The organism is Sphingomonas sp. UBA978 (assembly GCF_002292295.1).
GTDB lineage: Bacteria > Pseudomonadota > Alphaproteobacteria > Sphingomonadales > Sphingomonadaceae > Sphingomonas.
On record NZ_DBBS01000013.1, the window covers coordinates 1 to 14,143 of the forward strand.

Here is a 14,143-nt window from a genome sequence, read left to right on the forward strand (position 1 = left end):
CAATGTCAAAGAGCCGACAAAAACCGACGCCTGGTCGCACCCTCTTTTCGGAGGGCGACCTATGCGCCTGATTTTCGGTGACCGTAGAAGCGAACCGTGTGGCCCGTCGCTGCGGTGACGTCCCTCTAGGCGGGCGGTTCCGGCCGGTCAAACGCTTTTTGCATTTTTCTTGTCATATTCCTCGAAAAGCCCGGAAATCTGCGGGTTTACGGGATGTGAAGCATGGTGCCGCCATACTCGCGGCCATGACATCCTCCCCGAATCACGCCGGCAGCGCATCGGAATCGCTGGAAACCCAGGTTCGCCGCGCCGTCCTGTGGCGATCCGGCAGCCAGATCCTCGCGCAGATGGTGCAATGGGGGGCGACCTTCCTCGTCATCCGCATCCTCGATCCGCGTGATTACGGCCTCTATGCGATGACCGGGGTGGTGCTCGTCTTCCTCAACATGCTCAACGGATATGGGCTGGCGAGCGGGCTGATCCAGCGCGACGACGTGACGCCGCGCCAGACGCGGCAATTGTTCGGGATGCTGATCGCGCTCAACGGGTTGCTCGCCGTCCTCCAGATTGCGATCGCACCGCTCGCCGCCGCTTATTACCGGCAGCCCGAGATCGTGGAGCTGCTACGGGTGCAGGCGCTGATCTATCTCATCACGCCGTTCGCCGCGCTCCCCTATGCGCTGCTCAGCCGGGCGATGGAGTTCCGGCGCCAGGCGACCGCTAATATCGCGGCCTCCTTCGCGGGTGCGGCTGCCGCACTGGGCGGTGCGCTCGCCGGCTTGGGGGTATGGACGCTCGTCTGGGCCCCGATCGCGCTCTATGCGGTACGCGCCGCGATGCTGACCTGGGGCGCGCGATCGCTGATGTGGCCGAGCTTCGATTTTCGCGGGGCGGGGCATCTGGCGCGCTATGGCGGCGTGATGGCGGCGGGGCAGTTCTTCTGGTTCCTGCAGAGCCAGGCGGACATCTTCATCGGCGGTCGCTGGTTCGATCCGCACCAGCTCGGCATCTATACCACCGCGCTGTTCCTCGCGCAGATCTTCGTCTCGAAGTTCGTGCCGCCGCTCAACGAGGTGGCGTTCAGCGCCTATGCGCGCATCCAGCATGACGAGGGCGCGGTGGCGCGGGCGTTCGTGCGATCGGTACGCGTCATCATGCTGATCGCCCTGCCCTTCTATCTCGGGCTCGCCGCGACGGCCGAGCCGCTGGTGCTGACCGCGCTCGATTCGAAATGGGCGGAGGTGGCGCCGGTGGTACGGCTGATCGCGCTGGCGATGCCGTTCATGACCGTGCAAGTGCTCTATTCGCCGGCGTGCGACGCGCGCGGGCAGCCGGGGATCGGCGCGCGCAACGGCGCCTTCGGGGCGCTGGTGCTCGCCGCGGCCTTCCTCGTCGGCGTGCGCTGGGGGCCGGTCGGGCTCGCGTGGAGCTGGCTCGCGGCCTATCCGGTCTATCTGGCCGTCAGCACGTGGCGGTCGCTGCCGGTCATCGGCGCGCGCGTCCGCGATCTGGCCGATGCGATCGCACCGGCGGCCTGTGCCGCGATCGGCATGGCCGTGGTCGTCACGCTGACCGATCGCAGCCTGCCGCCGCTCGCCCCGCCGGCGCGGCTGGCGGTGCTCGTCGCCATCGGCGCGGCGACCTATGGCGCGTGGCTGGCGCTGTTCGCGCGCGGCACGGTCCGCGAGCTGATCGCGGTGGTGCGCAAGCGCCCCGTCCCCGCAGCCACCTAGGCGGTCTGGATATAGTCGCGCATCGCCGCGGCATCTGCTTCGATCCGGTCGATGCGGTATTTGACGAGGTCGCCGATCGAGACGAAGCCGACCATCCGCCCGTTCTCGACCACCGGCAGGTGGCGGATGCGGCGGCGGGTCATCAGCGACAGCGCGCCGATCGCCGGTTCGGCGGTGCCGACGCTCTGCACCGGCTGGGTCATCACCTCCGCCACCGGGCGGTCGAGCGCGTCGGGGCCGTGCGCCGCGAGGCAATAGACGACGTCGCGTTCGGAAAAGATGCCGACCACGGCCTCTCCCCCGCCGTCACCGTCGACCACCGGCACCGCGCCGATCCGCCGCTCGGCGAGCAACGCCACCGCCTGCCGCACCGTCGCGTCGCGTGGGAGGGATATGACCGCACTGCCCTTGCCATTGAGAATCGTCGCAATCGTCATGCTTCATCTCCTCATCCGCCCGGCCTCGTGCGCAGCGAAGACGGTGCGGGATTGAGCAGACCACGTTTGCGGGCCATTGGCAAAGCCATGCACGAGAAGCGGACAGGATTGGACGATCCGGCACAGGCGGCCCATGCGTGGCGCCGCTTTCGCGGGATCATGGCGTGGATGATCCTGGTCGGCGCGATCTGCAGCGCCGGGGCGATCGTCGCGCTGGCCTGGGCGCAGGGGCCGCTGCGGCTGGTGACGATGGCCGCAGTGATCGGCGGGGTCGGCGGATCGATCGTGATGGCCGGCGCGCTGATGGGACTGGTGTTCCTCAGTTCCGGCACCGGGCATGACGAGGATGTCGAGCGGTTCGACGGCTGAACGATCACCGCGCCGCACGACCCGAACGCACGAAGGGCCGGCTCCCATAAGGAACCGGCCCTTCGCCCGTCCGACGGAGGCCGCCGGTTACTCGGCGGGCGCTTCCACGGCCGGAGTGCGGACGGTGCGACGACGGCGGGGCTTGGGTGCCTCGTCGCCGGCATCGTTGGCGGCCGCGATGTTGAGCGAGGGCGGCAGGCGATCGGCGTCGACGCCGTTGCTCTCCGCCGCATCGTGGCCGGCATGATCGTCGCCCGCGTCGGACGTCGGCGCAGCCACAGGATCGACCTGCGCATCGCGGCGCGGGCGGCCACGGCGCGGCTTGGGCGCGAGCATCGGCGCATCCGCCTCGAGCACCGCCTCGGCACGTTCGTGCAGCGATTCCCCCGCATTCACCGGATCGGCGCGGCGCTGGCCGGCGACCTCGACCGGCTGGTCGGCGGATTCGAAGCGCGGACGGCGGACGCGGTCCTCACGCTGCGGGCGATCCTCGCGCGCGGCACGCTCTTCGCGTTGCGGGCGATCGTCGCGCTGGGGACGGTCGTCGCGCGCGGCACGCTCCTCGCGCTGCTGCGGGCGATCGTCGCGATTGCCGTCACGGTTGCCATTGGCATCGCGGTTGCCGTTGCCGTTGCCCCGGTCTTCCCAGTTGCGGCCCTGACGCTGCTCGCCATCCTGACGGTCACGGCGCTGCGGCCGGTCGTCGCGCTGCTGATAGTCGCGCTGGTTGCCCTCGCGCTGGCCACCGTCGCGCTGCTGCGCGTCGCGGCTGTCGCCGTCCTGCTCGCCGGCGCGGATCGGTTCGCCCTCGTCGCCGTAATCGTCATCGTCGTTCAGGTCGAACGGCTGCTGGCGCTTGGGCTGGCTGTTGTCCTCGAACCGGCCACGCTGATCGGCGAGCACACGGAAATAATGGTCCGCGAACTGGAGGTAATATTCGGTGTTGACCCGGTCGCCCTGACGCTGCGCCTCGCCCGCCAGATTCTTGTACTTCTCGAACAGCTGGTTCGCGTTGCCGCGTGCACGGCTGTCGATCCGATTGCCGTTGTCGGGCCGACCCTGGCCACCCTGGCGCGGACCGTTGCCGCCACCGTTATTGTTGCCGCCACGACCGCGACGACGGCCGTTCTGCTGCCGATTGTTGATCAAGCTACTGTCCCACGATCAGAGTATATCTGGTCCTCAAAACCAATTCGGCCACTACGGCCTTGCTCCCGGTCAACGGTGCAACCCTCCGGGTCGCGGCGTGCCATAAGCGACGCTCGAGCCTGTCACGGCCACCGGACACCAGCGGCTTCATGACGAAGGATGCGGGTCATCGCCCTGCGATCAACTCTATTTCTGTTGATAGTGCGTGCCCCGGCCCGACCAATAGCTGGCGTGGGACCGATCCTACAAGCGAAATATGAGGATCATGACCGGTTCTTTCAAGGTGATGGCGCTAAAGTGACCAGAAGGCACCGGTCGCGCGCGCCGAGGTCGCGATGCACGACGCTGTCCAGTCCCTGTCCGGCGAACAATGCGGACACCGCCGCCGCCTGAGCGTGGCCGATCTCCACCGCCGCGCAGCCGCCCGCCGCGATCAGCCGCGGCAGCTGGCGCGCGAGGAGGCGATAATCGTCGAGCCCGTCCGCCCCGGCGAACAGCGCGGCGGCGGGTTCGTGGCCGCGCACCTCGTCGGGCAAGGGCTCATCGATGCCGATATAGGGAGGATTGGCGAGGATCAGGTCGAAGCGCGCGGCGATCGCCGCCGCCCAGTCGCCCAGCGCGAACACGACGCGATCGCGCATGCCTAGCGCCGCGGCATTGCGCACCGCATAGCCCAGTGCCTCGGACGAACGATCGATGCCCAGCCCGCGCGCCGGCCATTCGTCGAGCGCGGCGAGCAGCAGCGTGCCGGGGCCGGTGCCGAGGTCGAGCACGGTGGCGGGCGCCCGCGCACCGAAATGCGCCGCGGCGGCGATCAGCAGCGTCTCGCTGTCGGGCCGCGGCACGAGCGCCCCCGGTCCCACCGCGAGGTCGATCGTCCAGAAGCCGCGGGTGCCGGTGATATAGGCGACCGGCTCGTGTCCCGCACGCCGCTCGACCAAAGCGGCGAACGTGGAGGGGACGGGCCGGTCCATGTCGAGCAACAGCTGGTTGCGGTCGATCCCGATCGCATGCGCCATCAGCAGCTCCGCATCGAGCCGCGCGGTGGGCGAAAAGCCGAAGCGCGCGGCCGCTTCGGCAAGCGCGGTGCGAAGGGAAGTCATGCCGCTCGAAAACGCCATAGGACCGCGCGAAGACGGGAAGACGCCAAGAAGGGTTGGTGCACGCGGAGACGCGGAGGACGCGGAGAGTGGCACCCGGCGCAGCCGCTGTCCCGCTCACCGCCGATCCGGGTCAGGAAATCCGGATATTCGGGCGGGCCATCGGCGCGGAACGAAACACCTCCGCGCCTCCGCACCTCCGCGTGAAACACCGTCTTCATCACACTTCGCGTCTTCGCGCCTTCGCGTGAACCACCCTTTTCTGCAGGACACACGCCGCCCTCGCGCGTTTTATCGAGCCGCAGAGTAGACCCCCGAACACGTCCGGGGTGACGGAGACGAAAGCGGCAGCCGTCAGCCATCCAGCGAGGCCAGCCGCTCCGCCTCGTCCTCGGCGATCAGCGCGCCGATCAGTTCGTCCATCTCGCCCTGCAGGATCTCGGGCAGGCGATGCAGCGTCAGGTTGATGCGGTGGTCGGTCACCCGACCCTGCGGGAAATTGTAGGTGCGGATGCGTTCGGAGCGGTCGCCCGACCCGACCATCGCCTTGCGCGTGCCCGACCGTTCGCTCGCCAGCCGCTCGCGCTCCGCCTCGTACAACCGGGTGCGCAGGACCTTCAGCGCCTTGGCCTTGTTCTTGTGCTGCGACTTTTCGTCCTGCTGGATCACCACCAGCCCGGTGGGCAGATGGGTGATCCGCACCGCGCTGTCGGTGGTGTTGACCGACTGGCCCCCGGGGCCGGACGAACGATAGACGTCGATCCGCAAGTCCCTCGCCTCGTCGATGCGGACGTCGACCTCCTCCGCCTCGGGCAGCACCGCGACGGTGGCGGCAGAGGTGTGGATGCGCCCGCCCGCTTCGGTCGCGGGGACGCGCTGGACGCGGTGGACGCCGGCCTCGAACTTGAGCTTGGCGAACACACCCGATCCGGTGACGCTGGCGACGACCTCCTTGAAGCCACCCGCGTCGGACGACGAGCCGCTGATGAGCTCGACGCGCCAGCCCTGCCCCTCGGCATAGCGCTGGTACATGCGGAACAGGTCGCCGGCGAACAGCGCCGCCTCGTCGCCGCCGGTGCCGGCGCGAATCTCGAGCATCGCCGCGCGTTCGTCGGCGGCATCGCGCGGCAGCAGCGCGAGCGCGAGCCGGCGATCGGCGGCGTCGAGCGAGCGCGCATTGTCGCGCAGCTCCTCGGCGGCCATCTGGCGCAACTCCTCGTCGCCCGTATCCTCGGCCATCCACGCGAGGCTGTCCGCCTCCTGCCGCAGCCGCCGTACCTCGCCCGCGGCCTGCGCGACGGGTTCGAGCTCGGCATATTCCTTCGACACCGCGACGAAGCGATCGGAGGGCAGATCGCCGGTCGCCATCAGCGCCTGCAACTCGTCCCGCCGCGCCTCGATCTGCGCGATCCGTTCGGGGGAGATGGTGGTCATTCGGTGGCGGGGCCGTTGCCGACGAACGAGATGCGGCCCTTGTCCCAGTCAGCAACATTCTCGGCATCGCGTCCGCCGAGCCGCTCCCAAAGCTCGTCGATCAGGCGATCGAGACGGACTTCGTCCTGCGCACCGGACGCCATATTCTTAATCTTGGCCACATCCCGATCCAGTTCGTCGTCACCGAGAATCACGGCAAATGCCGCACCCAGCTTGCTGGCGATTTCGAGCCGACGCTTCATATTGCCCCGATAGGCGATCTGGCAGCTGGTATTGCCACTCCGCAGATCGGCGGCGATCTTCACGCCTGCCCGTTCCGCGCGTGCTCCGACGGCGACGATCGACACATCCGGCCGCTCGGCGCGCGGCTCGTCCAGCAGCATCGCCAGCCGCTCGACACCGGCCGCCCAGCCGACACCTGCAGTCGGCGCGCCGCCGAGCGACTCGACCAGCCCGTCGTAGCGCCCGCCGGCCAGCACCGTCCCCTGCGCGCCGAGCCGGTCGGTGACGAACTCGAACGCGGTATGCCGATAGTAATCCAGCCCACGCACCAGCCGCGCGTTGCGCGTCCATGCCACGCCGGCGGCGTCCAGCCCCGCGGTCACCGCGTCGAAGAAGGCGCGCGCCGCGTCGGTCAGATAGGCGTCGATATCCGGCGCCGCATCGGCGATCGGCCGGTCGCGCGGGTCCTTCGAATCGAGGATGCGCATCGGGTTCTTCTCGAGCCGGGTCAGGCTGTCCTCCGACAGCTCGCCGCGATGCGCCTCGAAATGCGCGACCAGCCCCGCGCGCCAGGCGTCGCGCGTTTCCGCGTCACCCAAAGTGTTCAGCTGCAACGTCACGCCGTCGGCGATGCCCAGTTCGCGCAGCAGCTGGTCGGCCATCACCAGCAACTCGACGTCCGCCGCCGGCTCGGGCGCGCCGAGGATCTCGGCGTCGATCTGGTGGAACTGGCGATAGCGCCCCTTCTGCGGGCGTTCGTAGCGGAACACCGCGCCGCTGGTCGACAGCTTGAGCGGCGCATATTGCTGCCAGCCCTCGGTCAGGAACGCGCGGGCGATGCCGGCGGTGAATTCGGGGCGCAGGGTCAGCGAATCGCCGCCGCGGTCGGGGAAGGTGTACATCTCCTTCGACACGACGTCGGTCGTCTCGCCGATCGAGCGGGCGAACACCTCGGTCGCCTCGAACACCGGCAGGTCGACGCGCTGGAAGCAATAGAGCCGGCGCACGCGCTCGAACGTGTCGAGCACATGGGAAAAGCGGCGCTGTTCCTCGCCGAAGATGTCCTGGGTTCCGCGCACCCGGCGCGGCGTTTCGATACGGGCCATATGGCGGCGGTATCTAGGCGAGGTCGCGGGCAAGCGCTAGCACCTCGGCATGGCAGGGTCGCAACGCTATTGGGGGATCGGCAGCCGGGTGGCGCCGCCGCGCTTCGCGCTGTTTGCCCTGCTGTTCGTCGTCGGGCTGGCCGCGTTCATTCCGGCGTTCGGCCCCGGCCGCGGCACGATGGTCGCGTTCGACGTCGCCGCCACGGTGTTCCTGCTGACGGTCGCGACGCTGTTCCGCGACGCCGATCCGGTGCGGATGCGCCAGGCGGCGCGCGACAACGACGCCAATCGCGCGCTGCTGCTGGCGATCACGGGGGCGACCATGATCGTCATCCTCGTCGCGGTGGCGGGCGAGCTGAAGGGCAAGAGCGATACGCTGGCGATCGTGCTGGTGATCGCGACGCTGGTGCTGGCCTGGGCATTCACCAACATGGTCTATGCGCTGCATTACGCGCATCTGTTCTACAGCGCGGATGCGGCGGGCAAGGATGCCGGCGGGCTGGAGTTCTCCGCCTGCGACCAACCCGACTACTGGGATTTCCTGTATTTCAGCGCGACGCTGGGGATGACGTTCCAGACGTCGGACGTGTCGATCACCGCGCGGTCGATCCGGCGCGTGGTGCTGGGCCACAGCCTTGCCGCCTTCGTCTTCAACCTCGGCGTGCTGGCGTTCACGATCAACGTGCTCGGTGGCGGCTAAGGGGCTGGACGGCTGACGTTTCGCGCGCTTACACCTTCGGCAACAATCTTTCGTCGAAGGCTTCTCATGATCCGCACCGCCGCCGTCGCCTCCCTGCTCCTGTCCGTTGCCGCGCCCGCCCTCGCGCAGGTCCCCGCCAGCAACAGCGCGCCGCAGCCGGTGCCGTTCGTCGACACCATTCCGGCGGCGCGCGACGTTCCCTATCCCGGCACGCTGAAGCTCGACGTCGATGCGACCGACACCGAACGCGGCATCTTCCGCGTGCGCGAGACGATCCCGGTCGCCAAGTCGGGTCCGATGGCGCTGCTGTTCCCCAAGTGGCTGCCCGGTGCGCACAGCCCGCGCGGCGAGATCGAGAAGCTCGCCGGCCTCGTCATCCGTGGCAACGGCCGCATCCTGCCGTGGACGCGCGATCCGGTCGACGTCTTCGCCTTCCACATCGACGCGCCGGCCGGGGTGAAGACGCTCGACGCCGAATTCCAGTTCATCTCGGCGACCAAGCCGGATCAGGGCCGGATCGCGGTGACCCCCAATCTCATCAGCCTGCAGCCCAATTCGGTCAGCCTCTATCCCGCCGGCTATTTCACCCGCCAGATCCCGGTGCAGATGACGGTCAAGTTTCCGACCGGCTGGACCGCGGCGGGCGCGATCCCCGCGAAGACGGGGTCGGGCGCGGCGGCGTCGACCTACACCTACGACCGGACCAATTACGAGATCCTGGTCGACTCGCCGATCCTCGCCGGCCGCTACGGCAAGGTGTGGGCGCTGTCCCCGCGCGTCGACCTCAACGTCTTCGCCGATTCGCCCGATCAGCTCGCCGCCAAGCCCGAACAGATCGACGCGCACAAACGCCTCGTCGAACAGGCCGCCAGGACCTTCGGCGCGCAGCATTACGACCGCTACGAATTCCTGCTGTCGATCTCCGACCAGCTCGGCGGCATCGGGCTGGAGCATCACCGCAGCTCCGAAAACGGCGTGCGCCCCGGCTATTTCACCGAATGGGATGCCGGCCCGGGCAGCCGCAACCTGCTGCCGCACGAATTCACCCACAGCTGGGACGGCAAGTTCCGCCGTGGCGCCGACCTGTGGACGCCCGATTTTCGCACGCCGATGCGCGATTCGCTGTTGTGGGTGTACGAAGGGCAGACGCAATTCTGGGGCTATGTGCTGCAGGCGCGCTCGGGGCTGGTCAGCAAGCAGGACACGCTCGACGCCTATGCCGGCATCGCCGGCAGCTACGATCTCGCGCCCGCACGCCAGTGGCGCAACCTGCTCGACACCACCAACGATCCGGTCATTTCGTCGCGCCGGCCCAAGGGCTGGACCAGCTGGCAGCGCAGCGAGGATTATTACAACGAGGGCCTAATGGTCTGGATGGAGGTCGACGCGATGCTCCGCCAACAGTCGGGCGGCACCAAGTCGATCGACGATTTCGCCAAGGCCTTCTTCGGCGTGCGCGACGGCGACTGGGGCGAGCTGACCTATACGTTCGACGACGTCGCCGCGACGCTCAACGCGATCCAGCCCTATGACTGGGCCGGGTTCCTGAAGAAGCGGATCACCGAGACGGGCCAGCCCGCCCCGGTCAACGGCTTCGCGATGAACGGCTACAAGCTGGTCTACACCGCCGAACCGACCAAATACTTCACCAATGCCGAAAAGAGCGGCCCGACCAACGTCACCTATTCGATCGGCCTGTCGATCGCCAAGGACGGCGAGATCGGCGCGGTGATCTGGGACAGCCCGGCGTTCAAGGCGGGGCTGGACGTCGGTACCGTCATTCAGGCGGTCAATGGCGTCGGCTATAGCGGCGATGTGATGAAGGCCGCGATCGTCACCGCACAGACATCGAAGGAGCCGATCCGACTGCTGGTCAAGAACGGACCACGCTATCGCGAAGTCCCCATCGACTATCACAATGGTCCCCGCTATCCGCGCCTGCAGAAGATTGGCACCGGTGAGAGCGGCCTCGACAAACTTCTCATGCCGCGCTGAGGGGCAGCGCAGCAACAAGATTACACCGAAAGGTATAGGGGACTTCCATGCGTATCGATCTGATCCCGGTCGGCAAGAGCCCGCCCGACGACCTCAACGTCATCATCGAGGTGCCGACCGGCGGCGAACCGGTGAAGTATGAATTCGACAAGGCCAGCGGCGCGCTGTTCGTCGACCGCATCCTGCACACGCCGATGCGCTATCCGGCGAACTACGGCTTCGTACCCCATACGCTGTCGCCCGACGGCGATCCGCTCGACGCGCTGGTGATCGCGCGCTCGCCGTTCATCCCCGGCTGCGTCGTGCGCGCGCGTCCGATCGCGGTGCTCAACCTCGAGGACGAGGCCGGCGGCGACGAAAAGCTCGTCTGCGTGCCGGTGAACGAGGTCTTCCCTTATTATTCCAACGTCGACGGCCGCGCCGACGTGCCGGAGATCGTGTTCGAACAAATCGAGCACTTCTTCACGCACTATAAAGACCTGGAAAAGAAGAAGTGGGTCCGCGTCGGCACCTGGGGCGACCGCGACGAGGCGCGCCGCATCACCATGGAGGCCGTGCAGCGCTACGACGAGGCCAAGGCCAAGGGCGAAGAACCGCACGACCACGACGTCCCGGGTCGCGAGCTCTGACACGCCTCCTTCCTCCCCCGCGTGCCGGGGGAGGAAGGCCTAGCGGCGTGCCATCCGCGCCAGTGCATCGCCGCTGACGGGCTGGACGGTCCATTCGTCCAGACCGACCGCCCCCATCTGGCGATAGAAGGCGATCGCATCGGCATTCCAGTCGAGCACCGACCATTCGAACCGCCCACAGTCTCGCTCGACGGCCAGCGCAGCGAGGTGGCGCAGCAACGCCGCGCCGACGCCTGTGCCGCGCGCCTCGGGCGTGACGTATAGATCTTCGAGATACAGGCCGCGGCGGCCGGTCCAGGTCGAGAAATTGTGGAAGAACAGCGCGAAGCCGAGCGGCCCGCTGTCATCCTCCACGATCACCGCCTCCGCCGCCGGTGCGGCCCCGAACAGCGCCTCGGCGAGCATCGCTTCGGTCGCTTCGACTGCGTCGGGCTCGCGTTCGAAGGCGGCGAGATCGCGGACGAAGCGCAGGATCGTCGCGACGTCGGCCGATGCGGCCGGGCGGATCACGGGTTCGTTCACAGGTTCGTTCACAGGGCGGCTTCCGTTTGCGGGCCAGGCGCGGGGCCGCGGGTCGCGACCAGGCACCCGGCGATGATGAGCAACGCACCGGCCACCGTGTACGGCGACACGCGCTCGGCGAAGACCAGCCAGCCGAGCAATGCCGACCAGACGAAGGCGGTATATTCGACCGGCGCCAGCACCTGCGCCTCCGCACGCGCATAGGCCCAGGCGAGCGCCACCGCCGAGATCGACCCGAGCAGCGCCGCCGCCGCGATCGCCGGCACCTGATCCCCGGCCGGCCAACCGCCGAACCACGGCGAACCGATCAGCAGCAGCCCGCCGAGGACGATGCTGGTGAACAGCGCCACCTCCAGCGGATCGGCGGCCTGCGCCTGCCGTCGCAGCAGGATCAGGCTGCCTGCATAGAGCACCGACGCCGCGAGGATCGCGAGACTGCCGAGCACCATCGCCTCCGACGCGCGCGCCTGCACCTGCCCCGCGGCGATCGCCAGCACGCCCAGACTGGCAACCAGCGAGCCGCCGATCGCCGCCCGGCGGATCCGCTCGCCCAGCGTCAAGGCGGCGAGGAACAGCGCGATCAGCGGCGCGAGGAAGGTCAGCGCGACGCCCTGCGCCATCGGCACGCGCACCAGTCCCCAGAAGAACAGCAGCACCGACGCGCCGCCGGTCGCACCCCGGGCGAGATGCAGCCGGAGCGCCGCCGCGGTCGGCCACGGCCTGCGCCGCGCCAGATAGACCGGCGCCAGCAACGCGACGCCGGCGAGCGACCGCCACAGCACGGCGGCATAGGCCCCGCTCGCGATCGACAGCCCTTTCATGATCGCATCCATCGCCGAATAGACGGCGATCCCGCCCGCGGCGACGCCGAAGGCGACGAGCGGCGATGCGGACCGGCTCATCGAATGAGTCGGACGTCAATTCCGAATGCCGGATCTAGGTCGAGCTTCAACCAGTCCCGGTCGGCCGTCAGTATCGGTCTACCACTAAACATGCCCTGCACGAGACAAGCCCGGTCGCCGAAGCCCAGCCCGAAGGCCTTAGTCATCGGACGTAACAGCGCGGATTGCCGGGCATGCGCGTCGCGGAAAGCACGCGTACGAAACCCGTACGTGGTCAACGTCTGTTGCACGATATCGACATCGGCGCCCTGTTCGACGGCCTTTGTCAACACTTCGCAGACATTGACGATCGATACCTCCGCATCGCGCAGGTGCGGCCCGACGACATCGGCCCCTTGCTCATTCAACAGGACGGCCATGATGGCGGACGCATCGAGGACATACATCAGTCGTGTGCCGCATCGGCCCGACGATCCGCGATGAAATCGTCCACGTCGAACGGACGGCGGATGGTCGCTCGAAAGGCACGCTGCCCGGCGGCGATCACGTCGGCGTCCGTCTCCAGCACGATCCGAAGACCATCCTGATCGATACGGAACCGGTCGCCCGGCTTGAGCCCCATGGCGCGCGCCACGTCCGCCGGCAGCACCATCTCGCCATTGTCGGCAACCCGTGCATGATAGGTCATCGATCAGCCTCCTGACGGGATTTTATCATCGAGACTATTCCGCCGCCACCGCCTGCGGTCCCGCCGCATGCGCGGCCTCGTCCGCTGCTTCGATCTCGGCGGCCTTGGCCTCGACCAGCCGGACGATGTGGTCGACCATGTCGGCATCCTGCACGTGATGGTCGGTGACGCCCGACAGATAGACCATGTGCTTGCCGTTGCCGCCGCCGGTGATGCCGATGTCGGTCTCGCGCGCCTCGCCGGGGCCGTTGACGACGCAGCCGAGCACCGACAGGCTCATCGGCGTGCGGATATGCTGGAGCCTTTCCTCCAGCGCCTGCACGGTGCGGATCACGTCGAAGCCCTGCCGCGCGCACGACGGGCAGGACACCACCCGGACGCCCCGGTTGCGGATGCCGAGCGCCTTCAGGATCTCGAACCCGACGCGCACCTCGTCCTCCGGCTCGGCGGACAGCGAGACGCGGATCGTGTCGCCGATGCCGAACCACAACAGGCTGCCGATGCCGATCGCCGACTTCACCGTGCCGCCGACGAAGCCGCCCGCCTCGGTGATGCCGAGGTGCAGCGGGCAATCCACCGCCTCGGCAAGCTGTTGATAGGCCGCGACCGCGAGGAACAGGTCCGACGCTTTCACCGCGACCTTATATTCGTGGAAGTCGTGGTCCTGCAGCAACTTGATATGGTCGAGCGCTGATTCGACCAGCGCGTCCGGACACGGCTCGCCGTACTTTTCCAGCAGATCCTTCTCGAGGCTGCCGCCGTTCACCCCGATGCGGATCGAACAGCCATTCGCCTTGGCGGCGCGCACCACCTCGGCGACGCGCTGCGAGGAGCCGATATTGCCCGGGTTGATCCGCAGGCAGGCCGCGCCCGCATCCGCCGCTTCCAGCGCGCGCTTGTAGTGGAAATGGATGTCGGCGACGATCGGCACCCGGCTGCCGCGGACGATCTGCTTCAGCGCCGCGGTCGAATCGGTGTCGGGGCAGGAGACGCGGATGATGTCCACGCCCGCCTCTTCGCAGCGCCGGATCTGGTCCAGCGTCGCGCGGATGTCGGGCGTCGGCGTGTTGGTCATCGTCTGCACGGTGACCGGGGCGTCGCCACCCACGGGAACGTTGCCGACCATGATCTGGCGGCTCGGACGGCGGACGATATCGCGCCACGGACGTAAGGACATGGACCTCGTATACAGCAGCCGGGTTGCGGTTCAAAGTCGG

15 protein-coding genes are annotated in these 14,143 nt (G+C 68.1%); 5 read left to right on the plus strand and 10 right to left on the minus strand.

The genetic code is table 11. The annotated features are described in order from the left end of the window. Positions 1–245 precede the first annotated feature (245 nt). Complete coding sequence (locus B2515_RS05835) at positions 246–1,733, plus strand: lipopolysaccharide biosynthesis protein (protein ID WP_293874748.1); 1,488 nt, start codon at positions 246–248, stop codon at positions 1,731–1,733. On the opposite strand, the gene B2515_RS05840 is transcribed toward B2515_RS05835, so the two are convergent. After that, on the minus strand, positions 1,730–2,170 hold the full coding sequence (locus B2515_RS05840; RefSeq protein WP_293874750.1) for a CBS domain-containing protein: 441 nt from the start codon (positions 2,168–2,170) through the stop codon (positions 1,730–1,732). The two genes, B2515_RS05835 and B2515_RS05840, sit on opposite strands and share 4 nt — an antisense overlap. An 87-nt stretch (positions 2,171–2,257) precedes the next feature. Here B2515_RS05840 and B2515_RS05845 point away from each other — a divergent pair, with 87 nt between their 5' ends. Beyond that, a complete protein-coding gene (locus B2515_RS05845; RefSeq protein WP_293874752.1) occupies positions 2,258–2,539 on the plus strand; it encodes a hypothetical protein in 282 nt (93 codons plus the stop codon). An 87-nt stretch (positions 2,540–2,626) separates the two neighbouring features. On the opposite strand, the gene B2515_RS05850 is transcribed toward B2515_RS05845, so the two are convergent. The 4 genes from B2515_RS05850 to hisS all read right to left on the minus strand — a co-directional run bounded on the left by B2515_RS05850 (position 2,627) and on the right by hisS (position 7,550). Further along, entirely contained in the window at positions 2,627–3,688 is a 1,062-nt protein-coding gene (locus tag B2515_RS05850; RefSeq protein ID WP_293874754.1) for a DUF4167 domain-containing protein, read from the minus strand. 278 nt (positions 3,689–3,966) lie between these two features. Then, a complete protein-coding gene (gene prmC / locus B2515_RS05855) occupies positions 3,967–4,791 on the minus strand; it encodes a peptide chain release factor N(5)-glutamine methyltransferase (RefSeq protein ID WP_293874756.1) in 825 nt (274 codons plus the stop codon). Between the two features lie 351 nt (positions 4,792–5,142). Beyond that, positions 5,143–6,222, minus strand: coding sequence for a peptide chain release factor 1 (prfA, locus tag B2515_RS05860; RefSeq protein WP_293874758.1), 1,080 nt, complete (start codon positions 6,220–6,222; stop codon positions 5,143–5,145). Further along, positions 6,219–7,550: a histidine--tRNA ligase gene (gene hisS / locus B2515_RS05865; protein WP_293874760.1), complete on the minus strand. Its 1,332-nt coding sequence runs from the start codon at positions 7,548–7,550 to the stop codon at positions 6,219–6,221. The genes prfA and hisS overlap by 4 nt, the downstream gene beginning before the upstream one ends. A gap of 49 nt (positions 7,551–7,599) precedes the next feature. Between hisS and B2515_RS05870 the strand changes: the two genes are divergently transcribed. The 3 genes from B2515_RS05870 to ppa all read left to right on the plus strand — a co-directional run bounded on the left by B2515_RS05870 (position 7,600) and on the right by ppa (position 10,874). Next, positions 7,600–8,250, plus strand: coding sequence for a DUF1345 domain-containing protein (locus tag B2515_RS05870; RefSeq protein ID WP_293874762.1), 651 nt, complete (start codon positions 7,600–7,602; stop codon positions 8,248–8,250). Between the two features lie 66 nt (positions 8,251–8,316). After that, positions 8,317–10,245, plus strand: a complete 1,929-nt coding sequence (locus tag B2515_RS05875; protein ID WP_293874764.1) for a M61 family metallopeptidase — start codon at positions 8,317–8,319, stop codon at positions 10,243–10,245. Positions 10,246–10,292: 47 nt separating this feature from the next. Next, entirely contained in the window at positions 10,293–10,874 is a 582-nt protein-coding gene (gene ppa / locus B2515_RS05880; protein ID WP_293874765.1) for an inorganic diphosphatase, read from the plus strand. Positions 10,875–10,913: 39 nt separating this feature from the next. Here ppa and B2515_RS05885 read toward each other — a convergent pair whose 3' ends face one another. From B2515_RS05885 to ispG, 5 genes are read right to left on the minus strand one after another with little or no spacing between them, the layout of a single operon-like run. Next, positions 10,914–11,408: a GNAT family N-acetyltransferase gene (locus tag B2515_RS05885; RefSeq protein ID WP_293874766.1), complete on the minus strand. Its 495-nt coding sequence runs from the start codon at positions 11,406–11,408 to the stop codon at positions 10,914–10,916. Then, positions 11,405–12,298: a DMT family transporter gene (locus B2515_RS05890; RefSeq protein ID WP_293874768.1), complete on the minus strand. Its 894-nt coding sequence runs from the start codon at positions 12,296–12,298 to the stop codon at positions 11,405–11,407. The genes B2515_RS05885 and B2515_RS05890 overlap by 4 nt, the downstream gene beginning before the upstream one ends. Further along, positions 12,295–12,684, minus strand: coding sequence for a type II toxin-antitoxin system VapC family toxin (locus B2515_RS05895; RefSeq protein WP_293874770.1), 390 nt, complete (start codon positions 12,682–12,684; stop codon positions 12,295–12,297). Before B2515_RS05895 ends, B2515_RS05890 begins: the two co-directional genes overlap by 4 nt. Beyond that, positions 12,684–12,926, minus strand: coding sequence for an AbrB/MazE/SpoVT family DNA-binding domain-containing protein (locus B2515_RS05900; protein WP_293874771.1), 243 nt, complete (start codon positions 12,924–12,926; stop codon positions 12,684–12,686). Before B2515_RS05900 ends, B2515_RS05895 begins: the two co-directional genes overlap by 1 nt. A gap of 34 nt (positions 12,927–12,960) precedes the next feature. After that, on the minus strand, positions 12,961–14,103 hold the full coding sequence (gene ispG / locus B2515_RS05905; RefSeq protein ID WP_293874772.1) for a flavodoxin-dependent (E)-4-hydroxy-3-methylbut-2-enyl-diphosphate synthase: 1,143 nt from the start codon (positions 14,101–14,103) through the stop codon (positions 12,961–12,963). Between the last annotated feature and the right edge of the window lie 40 nt (positions 14,104–14,143).

Bases quoted from the DNA above. Each gene is read 5' to 3' on its own strand.
- ispG (WP_293874772.1), bottom strand. From the start codon at position 14,103: ATGTCCTTACGTCCGTGGCGCGATATCGTCCGCCGTCCGAGCCGCCAG.
- B2515_RS05900 (WP_293874771.1), bottom strand. From the start codon at position 12,926: ATGACCTATCATGCACGGGTTGCCGACAATGGCGAGATGGTGCTGCCG.
- B2515_RS05870 (WP_293874762.1), top strand. From the start codon at position 7,600: ATGGCAGGGTCGCAACGCTATTGGGGGATCGGCAGCCGGGTGGCGCCG.
- prfA (WP_293874758.1), bottom strand. From the start codon at position 6,222: ATGACCACCATCTCCCCCGAACGGATCGCGCAGATCGAGGCGCGGCGG.
- B2515_RS05840 (WP_293874750.1), bottom strand. From the start codon at position 2,170: ATGACGATTGCGACGATTCTCAATGGCAAGGGCAGTGCGGTCATATCC.
- ppa (WP_293874765.1), top strand. From the start codon at position 10,293: ATGCGTATCGATCTGATCCCGGTCGGCAAGAGCCCGCCCGACGACCTC.
- B2515_RS05895 (WP_293874770.1), bottom strand. From the start codon at position 12,684: ATGTATGTCCTCGATGCGTCCGCCATCATGGCCGTCCTGTTGAATGAG.
- prmC (WP_293874756.1), bottom strand. From the start codon at position 4,791: ATGACTTCCCTTCGCACCGCGCTTGCCGAAGCGGCCGCGCGCTTCGGC.
- B2515_RS05875 (WP_293874764.1), top strand. From the start codon at position 8,317: ATGATCCGCACCGCCGCCGTCGCCTCCCTGCTCCTGTCCGTTGCCGCG.
- B2515_RS05835 (WP_293874748.1), top strand. From the start codon at position 246: ATGACATCCTCCCCGAATCACGCCGGCAGCGCATCGGAATCGCTGGAA.
- B2515_RS05845 (WP_293874752.1), top strand. From the start codon at position 2,258: ATGCACGAGAAGCGGACAGGATTGGACGATCCGGCACAGGCGGCCCAT.
- B2515_RS05890 (WP_293874768.1), bottom strand. From the start codon at position 12,298: ATGAGCCGGTCCGCATCGCCGCTCGTCGCCTTCGGCGTCGCCGCGGGC.
- hisS (WP_293874760.1), bottom strand. From the start codon at position 7,550: ATGGCCCGTATCGAAACGCCGCGCCGGGTGCGCGGAACCCAGGACATC.